At 45.8% G+C, this 12,518-nt stretch carries 8 protein-coding genes and 1 tRNA gene; all 9 read left to right on the top strand.

Going from position 1 to position 12,518, the window contains the following annotated elements; translation table 11 throughout:
- Positions 1-17: 17 nt before the first annotated feature.
- On the top strand, positions 18-578 hold the full coding sequence (locus MLE17_RS03810; protein WP_243347219.1) for an HPP family protein: 561 nt from the start codon (positions 18-20) through the stop codon (positions 576-578).
- 158 nt (positions 579-736) lie between these two features.
- Complete coding sequence (gene panB / locus MLE17_RS03805) at positions 737-1,555, top strand: 3-methyl-2-oxobutanoate hydroxymethyltransferase (RefSeq protein ID WP_243347218.1); 819 nt, start codon at positions 737-739, stop codon at positions 1,553-1,555.
- Positions 1,556-1,700: 145 nt separating this feature from the next.
- Positions 1,701-3,026: a signal recognition particle protein gene (gene ffh / locus MLE17_RS03800; RefSeq protein WP_243347217.1), complete on the top strand. Its 1,326-nt coding sequence runs from the start codon at positions 1,701-1,703 to the stop codon at positions 3,024-3,026.
- A 71-nt stretch (positions 3,027-3,097) separates the two neighbouring features.
- Complete coding sequence (folD, locus tag MLE17_RS03795) at positions 3,098-3,979, top strand: bifunctional methylenetetrahydrofolate dehydrogenase/methenyltetrahydrofolate cyclohydrolase FolD (protein WP_243347216.1); 882 nt, start codon at positions 3,098-3,100, stop codon at positions 3,977-3,979.
- 66 nt (positions 3,980-4,045) lie between these two features.
- Positions 4,046-4,121, top strand: a tRNA-His gene (locus MLE17_RS03790).
- A 428-nt stretch (positions 4,122-4,549) separates the two neighbouring features.
- Positions 4,550-6,127, top strand: coding sequence for a glucoamylase family protein (locus tag MLE17_RS03785; RefSeq protein WP_243347212.1), 1,578 nt, complete (start codon positions 4,550-4,552; stop codon positions 6,125-6,127).
- A 20-nt stretch (positions 6,128-6,147) separates the two neighbouring features.
- Entirely contained in the window at positions 6,148-9,171 is a 3,024-nt protein-coding gene (locus MLE17_RS03780; RefSeq protein WP_243347210.1) for a SusC/RagA family TonB-linked outer membrane protein, read from the top strand.
- Between the two features lie 14 nt (positions 9,172-9,185).
- On the top strand, positions 9,186-10,721 hold the full coding sequence (locus tag MLE17_RS03775; protein ID WP_243347207.1) for a RagB/SusD family nutrient uptake outer membrane protein: 1,536 nt from the start codon (positions 9,186-9,188) through the stop codon (positions 10,719-10,721).
- Between the two features lie 32 nt (positions 10,722-10,753).
- Positions 10,754-12,487: a LamG domain-containing protein gene (locus MLE17_RS03770; protein ID WP_243347205.1), complete on the top strand. Its 1,734-nt coding sequence runs from the start codon at positions 10,754-10,756 to the stop codon at positions 12,485-12,487.
- Positions 12,488-12,518: the final 31 nt, after the last annotated feature.

Raw genomic sequence — 12,518 nt, 5'->3', positions numbered from 1 at the left:
CTAGAATAAAATTGTATATGAAGAGAAGAATCAAAAAAGCTTACCGGATGACCTCATACGTGTTTTACCGGCAAACAATACTGGAGCCGATCGATCACCTGTGGACTTTTATCGGAGCGTTTATCGGCATTTCTGCGATTGGGTTTATCCAGGGGAAGCAGTTGGGGCAGGTTGATAATGTTTTTCTTATTGGCTCCTTCGGCGCATCGGCTGTGTTGGTGTTTGGTGCAACCAATAGTCCGTTGGCTCAACCGCGTAACCTTATTTTCGGACATCTGATTTCGGCTGTGATCGGGGTGAGTATTCATAAACTTGTACCCGGTCAACTCTGGCTGGCAGCAGCCCTGGCGGTTTCATTGTCCATCGTGGCGATGCAGATCACCAAGACAATGCATCCCCCCGGTGGAGCCACAGCCCTGATTGCCAATATCGGAACGGAAAAGGTGAAGGCGCTGGGGTACGGTTATATACTATCGCCGGTGATGTCGGGCGTGCTCATTCTTTTTGTGGTGGCTATTGTTGTCAATAATATTCCCCGGGATAGGTGTTATCCCTATAACTGGCGACGGAATCGTTAGTCGTCAGATATTCAATGGGTGAGCGGGTGTCCTGTGTCTGTTTTACAAAGAAATGCAGGTGCTCTTATTTTTTCATTACAGAAAATATTCCTCAATACCCCGTTTTTTCACCAAGATAATTTCTACCTTTACCCCCGTTTAACCAAACACGCAACCCTATGTCAACTTACGCAGAGGATACACGCAAAGTGACCACCCATCGCCTGATCGAAATGAAGAAGAGAGGCGAAAAGATTTCGATGCTTACAGCTTATGACTACTCAATGGCCCGTCTGATTGATGCGGCAGGTATGGACGTGATATTGGTGGGTGATTCTGCCTCCAATGTAATGGCGGGAAATGTGACCACGCTTCCGATGACGCTGGATCAAATGATCTATCACGGAAAATCAGTAGTGCGGGCAGTAAAGCGTGCTTTAGTAGTGGTGGATTTGCCCTTTGGAACCTATCAGGGGAACTCGATAGAGGCGCTGGCATCAGCCATTCGCATCATGAAAGAAACACATGCCGAATGTGTGAAACTGGAAGGTGGAGCAGAGATTCGTGAGTCTGTGGAGCGCATTCTCAGCGCTGGTATTCCAGTGATGGGACACCTGGGGTTAATGCCGCAGTCCATTAATAAATACGGTACATATACCGTTCGTGCAAAAGATGGTAGCGAGGCGAACAAGCTGATTGAAGACGCACGTTTGCTGCAAGAGATGGGTTGCTTTGCGATCGTTCTCGAAAAAATACCGGCAGATCTGGCTGCCCGTGTTGCCCAGGAGCTGACCATTCCGATCATCGGTATCGGTGCCGGAGGCGGTGTGGACGGACAGGTACTGGTGATGCACGATATGCTGGGACTAACACAGCATTTTTCACCCCGGTTCCTTCGCCGTTATGCCAATCTTGCCGAGATCATCACGAAGGCGGTCAGCCAGTATGTGGAAGATGTGAAATCGTCAGACTTCCCGAACGAGAAAGAGCAATATTAAAGAGCCGTTTAATCCTCCAAAGGGGGATTGGATGATATATGTAAAAGCTTCCCCGATGCCTGTTTTTCATGGTGTCCGGGAAGCTTTCTTTTTCCCGAAAATTTCTTACCTTTGCCCTCCAAAATAGACTAACTGATAAACGATTATGTTTGAAAATCTGAGTGACAGACTAGAACGGTCATTTAAAATACTCAAGGGTGAAGGAAAAATCACCGAAATCAATGTTGCCGAAACGCTGAAAGATGTGCGCCGCGCCCTGCTGGATGCCGACGTAAACTATAAAGTTGCCAAAACATTCACCGATACGGTAAAAGAAAAGGCGCTCGGACAGAATGTGCTTACTGCGGTGAAACCCGGTCAGATGCTGGTCAAGATCGTTCACGATGAGTTGGCTATGCTTATGGGTGGAACGAGTGTAGACGTTAACATCAAAGGCAAACCGGCGGTGATCCTGATGGCAGGTCTTCAGGGTTCGGGTAAAACGACCTTCTCCGGTAAACTGGCGAAATTGTTGAAGTCAAAACGCAGCAAAAATCCGTTGCTTGTGGCTTGTGACATCTACCGCCCGGCGGCGATTGAGCAGTTGAAAGTATTGGGTGCGCAGATTGAAGTTCCGGTTTACGCTGAAGAAGAAAACAAAGATGCCGTGGCGATTGCCAAAGCGGCTATCCAATATGCCAAAGCCAACGGTCATGACCTGGTGATTGTCGATACCGCCGGTCGTCTGGCAATCGATGAGCAGATGATGACCGAGATTGCAGCGGTGAAAGCGGCGATTACACCGGATGAAATCCTGTTTGTGGTTGACTCCATGACCGGTCAGGATGCCGTAAATACGGCGAAAGAATTTAACGACCGTCTGGACTTCGACGGGGTTGTGCTGACCAAGCTTGATGGTGATACCCGTGGTGGTGCTGCGCTTTCTATCCGTAATGTGGTAAACAAGCCGATCAAGTTTGTCGGTACCGGAGAGAAGATGGAAGCGCTGGATGTATTCCACCCTGAACGTATGGCTGACCGTATCCTCGGAATGGGTGATATCGTTTCACTTGTGGAACGGGCGCAAGACCAGTACGATGAAGAAGAGGCACGCCGTCTGCAAAAGAAAATTGCAAAGAATCAGTTTGACTTCAACGACTTCCTGAGCCAGATCCAACAGATCAAGAAGATGGGTAACATCAAAGACCTGGCTTCGATGATTCCGGGTGTGGGAAAAGCGATAAAAGACGTGGATATCGATGATAACGCTTTTAAAAGCGTGGAGGCCATTATTTACTCGATGACTCCGAAAGAGCGTGAAAACCCGCAAATCCTGAATGGAAGCCGCCGTCAGCGCATCGCTAAGGGTAGCGGTACGGATATTCAGGAGGTGAACCGTCTGCTGAAACAGTTTGAGGAAACCCGCAAGATGATGCACATGGTCACCAAAGCACAGAGCAACCCTGCTTTGATGCGTAAAATGAGACGATAATATTTATAATAAACGCTAAACCTCCAAGGTTTTTAAAACCTTGGAGGTTTATTAGCTTAAATACAAACAACATGCAATTAATCGACGGAAAAGCAATTTCAGATCAGGTTAAGCAGGAGATTGCACAAGAGGTAGCGGCAATCAAGGCAGCGGGAGGCAAGATTCCTCACCTGGCAGCTATCCTGGTTGGTCACGACGGCGGAAGCGAGACTTACGTTGCCCACAAAGTAAAAGCGTGCGAACAGGTTGGTTTCAACTCTACCTTGGTTCGTTTTGAAGATACGATCACAGAAGCGGAATTGCTTCAAAAAGTGGATGAGCTGAACAACGATCCCGATATTGACGGATTCATCGTTCAGTTGCCTTTGCCAAAACACATCAACGAGCAGAAAGTAATCGAAGCGATCGACTACCGCAAAGACGTGGACGGTTTCCACCCGATCAACGTGGGACGTATGTCTATCGGTCTGCCTTGTTTCGTCTCGGCTACACCGGCAGGCATTATGGAGTTGCTGAAACGTTACAATATTGATACCAAAGGTAAACATTGCGTGGTATTGGGTCGAAGCAACATCGTGGGTAAACCTGTGGCTAACCTGATGATGCAAAAAACGAATCCGGGTAATGCAACTGTAACGGTTTGCCACAGTTATTCGGCTGACCTGAAAGAGCAGTGCCTGAAAGCCGACATTATCATAGCAGCCCTCGGTGTGCCTGAATTCCTCAAAGGCGAAATGGTGAAAGAAGGAGCCGTGGTAATCGACGTGGGTACTACCCGTGTGCCATCTACCCAAACTAAATCGGGCTTCAAACTGACCGGTGATGTGAAGTTTGACGAAGTGGCGCCTAAATGCTCATATATCACTCCTGTACCGGGTGGAGTAGGACCGATGACCATCGTGTCATTGCTCAAAAACACCCTGCTGGCGGGCAAAAAAGAGATTTATAAGTAAAAAAACAGGCTGATTGCTTGCAGGGGTAAGAAAACCTTCTTATCTTTGCAACGCAAAAGCAAAAACGGTGGTTGTAGCTCAGTTGGTTAGAGCGTCGGATTGTGGTTCCGAAGGTCGCGGGTTCGAGCCCCGTCTCCCACCCACAGGCGGTTTCCTTTAAAAAGGGAGCCGCTTTTTTTGTGTAATTTCAGCTCCTCTTTTTGACTTTTTCCTCTTTCTAATTTCCCGAATCTATTCTGAATATCTAGTAACGATCTTCTCACTATCTGTTTAAGTACTGCCTTTGGTTTGTAAAATAAGAGCCTTTAAGTTATGAATTTTCGGATCATCCTAATCCGTTAAAAAAACAATATGTATTTGAGTGTTGTTATAGTACAAGATTTCTTTCTGATTGTGTTGTTTCTTTTTTAGGTCTTTACTATTTTGCCCCGGTATTGTAATTTGTTAATCTATGGGGCTTTGCTGGGATTTTTGGTTGGAGAAATAGAATAAATGCTCATTTCAAAGTAGAATTGCAGGTGGCAACTTCATGAGCTAAGCTTCTGTTTCTTTTGAAATACAAGTCAGTTTATGAAGAAGTTTTACTTTTACTTACTGTTGGGATTAGTTATCCCTCTGGTCGTTGTATGTGGGCAGGTGCGGTTTGCCATTCCGGGAAAACTACAAGCCCGGGGATATCAGAGCCATGTTGAGCTAATGATTGACAATCCTCATGCTTTTATCTATGAAATTTATGTTTCGGCTGATGATGGAAAGCATTTCCGAAAGCATGGAGAAACATCAGGGAAGGAATATCTCTGTTTTCTGAAAAACAAGGAGCAAAACAGCAAACTTCTCTTTAGAATTATGCCCAAAGGGATGTCGGTGTCGAACCCTGATGCTGAGAAGTTTCAGGTTGAAGCTACCACCCGGAGGATGAATGATAGTGAATTGCTCGATATGGTGCAGCGATATACTACCCGTTACTTTATGGAGTTGTCACACCCCGACTGCGGTATGGCCCGGGAACGGAGTAATGATCCTCATGGGGATATTGTGACCACAGGCGGTACCGGGTTTGGAATAATGGCGCTGATAGCTGCAGCCGAACGAAATTACTATCCCCGCGAAAAGGTTTTCCTGAAGATACAACAAATCGTAACTTTCCTTGAACGGGCCGAACGTTTTCATGGAGCCTGGGCACATTGGTATAACGGTAACACGGCTGCTCCGTTTAGCTTCAGCCGCTATGATGACGGCGGAGATCTGGTCGAAACTGCATTTCTAATGCAGGGGCTTCTGACTGCCCGGCAATATTTTAAAGCGGGCAATGATGAAGAACAGGATCTATCATACCGGATCAATAAGCTCTGGAAAAGTGTAGAGTGGAACTGGTACACCCGGGATACCGATTCTCTATACTGGCACTGGTCTAAAAACTGGGGCTGGAAGATGAATCACCGCATTAAGGGCTTTGATGAAACGCTCATTACCTATATCCTGGCTGCATCGTCCCCAACCTATCCGATCCGCCCTGACGTTTATCATGCCTGTTATACAAAATCGGACTATTTCCTTAATGGTAAAACATATTACGGAATACGACTCCCCCTGGGTATGGAACTGGGAGGTCCATTGTTTTTTACACATTATTCTTTCCTCGGACTAAACCCGAAAGGACTTAAGGATAAGTATGCCGACTATTGGGAGAGAAACCGGGCGCATGTCCTTATTCACCGGGCTTATGCCCTGGATAATCCGAAAAAATGGAAGGAATATGGTGCTAATTGCTGGGGATTTACCTCTTCCGATGATCCTTTGGTCGGTTATACCTCCCACCATCCCGGCACGAACGATGAAAACGGGACGATATCACCAACGGCAGCTTTATCCTCATTACCCTATACCCCCGAACTGGTATTGCCGGTTTACCGGTACTTCTATGAGCAACTCGGGGACCGGATATTCGGCCCGTATGGATTTTACGACGCATTTAATCTCTCGCTTGTTGACGGACAACAGGTCGTTCACTCTTATCTGGCCATCGATCAGGGCCCAACGGCCGTTATGATAGAGAACTACCGGTCAGAACTTCTCTGGAAACTATTTATGCAGAATGATGAAATAAAGAAAGGGCTTTCATCTCTGGGATTTTACTACAAAAACTAATACCCTAAATCAAGTTCACTATGGAAAAAAGGATTGGGCTAGTCTTGCTGATTATATTGGCGGGCTGCATATCTTCATTCGCCCAGAAACTGATTACCGTATCGGGTTCTGTGAAAGACAACGCAACTAAAGAGACGTTGATTGGAGTGACTGTTGTGGTGAAAGGCACTACGACAGGTACAGTAACGGATTACAATGGAAACTATTCATTGGCTAATGTGCCATCGGATGCTACACTTGTATTTTCGTATGTGGGAATGACCTCTGTATCGCAGGCTTTAAACGGCCGTTCTGTGGTCAATGTTTTCCTTGAAAGTACAACTCATGGCTTAGGAGAAGTGCTGGTGGTCGGTTATGGTACCCAAAAGGTCAAAGACCTGACGTCAGCAATTTCGACCATTAAATCCGATGAGCTGATTAAAACACCAGCCGGACAGGCCATGCAGGCACTACAGGGAAAAGTTGCAGGATTACAAGTCGTAAGCAGCGGTGCACCGGGAGGATCTCCAACTATCCGCGTACGGGGGATAGGGTCATATCCCGGAAAAGGAAATGAAAATCCGTTGTATGTAGTAGATGGTGTATTCTTCGATAACATCGATTTTCTGAACTCATCAGACATTGCTTCCATCTCCGTGCTGAAGGATGCATCGGCATCAGCAATTTATGGGGTCCGTGCAGCCAACGGAGTGGTGCTGATAGAGACCAGATCCGGTACCTACAATCAAAAGAGTGAGATTTCATACGATGGATATTATGGGGTGCAGGTTGCTCAGAATGTGTTGAAAATGGCAAATGCAGAACAATATACCACCATGGCGCTTGAGTCTGGTTCGTCAGCTGATGCCGGTTATATCCTGAGTGCGATGCAGCGATACGGTCGCAGCCGTATAAATCCTAATGTACCGGATGTAAACACGGATTGGTATAAAGAAATATTACGTGTCGCACCGATACAGAATCATAGCCTGAATGTTACCGGAGGAGACCAGAAAGCCTCTTATTCGGTCGGAGCCAATTACTTTGCTCAGAAGGGGATACTGGATATGAAGAACCAGTATGAACGCTTTAATCTTCGTTCGAAGATCGATTACAAAGCGACTGACCGCTTTACCATTGGTGGTAACATGATCTTCAGTAATGCCACAAAGTTTGATGAAGAATCTGATGCCTGGAGTCTCGCTTATTGGGCGGTACCCATTCTGCCGGTTTATGATGAGTTGAATGTAAATGCAACACCGGTTAAATTTGCCAGTGCACAGGACCTGGGTTATCGAAGCGGACAGAATCCGATGCCCACCCTCCGGTTTAGTGAAAACCGGATTAAGACAAAAAAAATGCTGGCCAATTTCTATGTAAACTTAGACCTGATACCAAAGCATTTAACATTCAAATCAACATATAATCACAGCTTCACCTCTCAGGATGAGCGCTATGTTGATCTTCCGTATTATATCAGTCTCGGATTCCAGAGGGTAGATGCCACTCTGGTGAAAAATTCACTGACTTATTCTAATCAGATATGGGATAACATATTGACCTATACCAATAAATTCGGAGAGCATAACCTGACTGCCATGGCCGGAAGCTCATTCAGGGATGAGGCTTATAACAAGCTTAGTGCAAAAGGATTGAACTTCCCGATTGATCAGGAGCAAGCCTGGTATATCAGCCAGTCCGAAACCAAACCGGTAGATGGAGTCAGCGATGAAGGTACCCGGCAATACGGAATGTCTTATTTTGGAAGAGTATCCTACAATTTCAGCGATAAATATCTGCTGTATGGTACCATAAGAGCAGACGGAAGCTCTAAATACCAGCAAAAGTGGGGGTATTTCCCTACAGTGGGTGCCGGTTGGGTATTATCGCAGGAAGATTTCCTGAAAGATAATAAGACAATCGATTACCTCAAGTTGCGTGTCGGATGGGGTCGTTTGGGAAATGATAAAATTCAGGCCAGCGACGGGGCAACGACTACTTCGGTGGTCACCACTGCCATAAATAATGTCCTGGTTTCAGGAACGACAACAGCCAATACATTTTCATCCCTAAAATGGGAACTTACAGAAGAAACGAATGTAGGGATAACCTCTAAACTTCTTAAAAACCGGTTATCTGTGGATGCCGATTATTACGTCCGTGATACCAAAAATGCTGCAATCAGTGTTACTATTCCCGCAATCGGTGGAACTGTGATTAAGAATGTGGGGGTAATCAGAAACTCGGGTCTAGAGCTGGCTCTTGGTTGGAATGACAAACTGGTTAATGGAATCGGGTATAATATCGGTGCAAATATTGCAACACTGAAGAATGAAGTGCGGGACCTTTACGGACAGCCCTATATTGACGGTGGATCGGCCGAATTCCGTCAACGCTCTATCGTAGGCGAACCGCTATTAGCTTTTTATGGACGCGAAGTAATAGGTGTTTATCAAAATAATGCCGAAATACAGGCCGATCCTATAGCCGTGGCAAACGGACTGGTACCGGGAGATTTCAAGTATAAGGACCAAAATAAAGACGGAAAGATAGATGATGATGACCGGGTGATCCTGGGTTCTTATTTCCCCTCATTTACCTACGGATTCAATCTGGGAGTATCCTATAAAAATATCGAACTTTCGGCTAATATGATGGGCCAAAGTGGTAATAAGATTCTCAACCGTAAACGTGGGGAGGTTATCTGGACCAATGATCAGAATATGGATGCAGACCTTGCCATCAACCGTTGGCATGGTGAAGGTACATCTAATAAATATCCCTCTTCTTCAGGATTGAGACGGGGCTGGAATCAAAAGATGAGCAATTATTTTGTAGAGGATGGTTCCTTCTTCAGGATTCAGAATATACAACTGGCTTACACACTCAAAAACAAGAAAGTAATGGGTACACCGATACCTGAAACACGGATAGCATTGACGGCCGATCGTCCACTGACAGTGTTTAAGTATAACGGATTCAATCCGGAAGTGGCGGATGGTATCGACAGGCAAACCTATCCGATACCTGCTGTTTATACAATTGGGCTTAATGTTAAATTCTAAACACCAAAGCAATCATGAAAAGTATCAATTATATCAAGATAGCTGTGGTAGTCTTGTTGTTAACGACTTCGACAGCGTGTAATCATTTGCTGAACGAACCGGCCGAAAATAAGGCTTTTACCGAAGAGACCGATTATTCCAATACCGGTAATATGATATTACCTCTTATAGGTTCTTATGCCGAGTTCTATGTTAGGGGATGGGAAGAGTTTCCACTTATATCGGTACGTGGAGATGATGTGAATGCCGGTGGACTCGGTGACCAGCAGGATTTTGCCGAAACAGATAAGTACAATTACAATAAGGATTATTGGATGTATAATTCGGTATGGGAAAATGAATACAAGGATATATTCACATTCAACTCTGCGATTGAACAGATAAATCAGTATAAAGCAAAAGCGACCGGCACTGCCGACAAAGCGCTTGCCGATCAGTATATTGCTGAAGCCAAGACGCTTCGGGCTTTCCTGTTGTTCCAGTTGTCACGGGTTTGGGGTGCTGTATTTACTCCGCAGACGTCTGATCCGTCAGAGCTGTTGGTATCGACTCCCCCGGGCAAAGACCAGGTCATGCAGTTTATCTCTGATCAGATGGATGAGGCGATTCCCCTTCTGCCGGATATGCGCCCTAACCAACGGACCGATATCAAAGGAGGTGTTACCAAATATACAGCATTGGCCATAAAAGCCCTTGCGAATCTTGAACTGAAAAAATACCAGACTGTGGCAGATGCAACATCTCAGATTATTAGTTCCGGAAAATTCAGCCTTGAGTCGGATTTTTACGAACTCTTTAAGTTGAAAGGAAAGCTCAATAACGAAAATCTGCTTGAACTTCAATATTCCGATTTCGGGAAAAGTTCGGGTGATGTCAAAAGTTACCTGTTTGCCTTCTTTGGTCCGCAGGGATGGACTCCTAAGGTTACCGGAGCCAGTGATGGCTGGGGATTCTACGAGCCGAGCCTGAAGTACATCAAGTTTATGATTGACCGTAACGAAACGGTTCGTCTCGAAACCAGTGTGCTTTTCACAAACAGAGGAATTGCCGAACTTCAGAAAGATGCCAAATATGCTACACTTCCGTCGTGGATTTCAAATACGACCCGTTCGGGTGACCGGATTAATGACTATGCCAGGGCAATGTTTGCCAGCGGAAAACACTATTTGCCTTCCGTTGATCTGACACCGGGACGTACCGATTACGGTACCAACAAAAATTTCACCTGTATCCGTTATGCCGAAATATTGCTTATGCATGCCGAAGCATTAACCCAAGGAGCATCCAGTTCGGCGATGACTGCCGTTCAGGCAGTCAATGCGGTAAGGACAAGAGCCGGTATGCCGGCTTTGTCAACAGTCACAAATGCTCAGGTGATGGATGAAAAATATGCAGAACTGGCAATGGAGTGGGGAACACGCTACTACGATATGGTCAGATTAGGTAAATATGCTGAACTGAGCTACGACGGACGCACATTTGCCGAAAGCAAGATATTCCTGCCTTATCCACAGAATCAGGTTGACCTGCTACCGGTTCTGAAAAAGTGAGTTTTGATTTAATCATTTAAAAATGAGATGCCATGAAATTGTTTAGATATATAACCATCAGTGCGTTGTTCTCATTGCTGATTGCATCGTGTAATGAGGGCATAGACCCTATCACCCCGGTTGCTCCCGGGGCTGACGAAAATGCACCTGTTGTTACCCTGAAATATCCAACAGAGGGAACCAAGATACAAGTACCCGAACTGATCACGTCGATTAATATCCAGTTTGAAGTAACGGATGATATCGAGCTGGATTCCATATCAGTGATTATGGATGGAACGAAACTTATCGGTTACCGCGGATTTAAAGACTATCGGCGTGCCGTGAAAGAATACCTTTATGACCATTTGACCAATGGAGTCCATGTATTGACCATAAAAGCCACTGATCTTACAGGAAAGGTGACAAATAAGACAATTAATTTTGAGAAAAAACCACCTTACACACCTGTCTTTGCCGGAGAGATATTCTATATGCCTTTTGATGGCGATTATATGGAACGGGTTAGTTTTCAGACAGCGACCAAGGTCGGAAATCCGGGATTTGCCGGTGTCGCGTTCAAGGGATTGAATGCTTATGCCGGAGCCACAGACTCTTATCTGACATTTCCGGCAGTTGGACTGAAAAATGCAGAGTTTAGTGCAGCCTTCTGGTATAAACCCAATTCTTCGCCTGATCGTGCTGGTATTATCTCGATAAGTCCTCCCGGAGAAGTCAGAACCAGCGGATTGCGCTTTTTCCGCGAAGGAAGTGCCACCTCCCAACGGTTTAAACTCAATGTGGGTACCGGTACAGGAGAAACCTGGAATGATGGCGGAACAATTACGCTCCCAACCAATGATTGGGTTCACCTGGCATTCACTGTTTCGTCAACCCAGTGCGTAGTTTATATCAACGGAGCGGTAGCCACGTCAGTGCCTTCAAGTGCTATCAGCTGGGCTAACTGTGATATGATGTCTATTGCATCAGGAGCACCCAACTTCTCTTACTGGGATCACAAATCAGATAATAGCTATTATGATGAGTTGAGAATTTTCAATAAAGCGCTCTCTCAGGCTGAAATTCAAAATATCATAACCTATGACTCTCCTTATGTGCCCAAATATACCGGAGAGACGTTCTATATGCCGTTTGACGGGAATTACAAAGAGCTGATCAGTAGTAAAAATGCCACAATGGTAGGCTCACCGGGTTTGGCTGACGGACGGACCGGTCAGGCTTATGCCGGAGCGACCGGTGCTTACCTGACCTATCCGACTACCGGTCTGACCGGAAGTGAATTCAGTGCCGCTTTCTGGTACAAGTTAAATGCAACGCCAGACCGTGCAGGTATTTTGGTTATTGGTCCGCCAGACGCGACAGCCCCGACAGCGATGAACAACAGGAATGCGGGATTCCGTTTCTTCCGGGAAAATGCATCCGGAAAGCAGCGTTTCAAACTTAACGTAGGAAGCGGTAGCGCAGACAGCTGGTTTGACGGAGGTAGTGCTGCTGATGTTGATACGGCGACTACCACCGGTTGGATACACCTGGCATTTACGATTTCGGCCACAAAGTGCGCTGTCTATATCAATGGTCAGGTAGTCAGTCAGGGTAGTTTTACCGGAGTTGACTGGACCGGATGCGATATTCTTTCTATAATGTCAGGTGCGCCACGCTTTACAGGATGGGATCATTTGTCTGACAACAGCTTAATGGATGATCTAAGATTATTCAACAGGGCTCTTACCCAGACAGAAATAAACAATATGTATAACGGTCAGTAAAAGGCGTAACCAACTCAAAAGATGAAAACCG

Source organism: Parabacteroides sp. FAFU027 (genome assembly GCF_022808675.1).
Lineage (GTDB): Bacteria > Bacteroidota > Bacteroidia > Bacteroidales > UBA7332 > CAXXIC01.
Note: the sequence above shows the minus strand (reverse complement) of the source record. Positions and strands in the feature narration are given on the sequence as shown.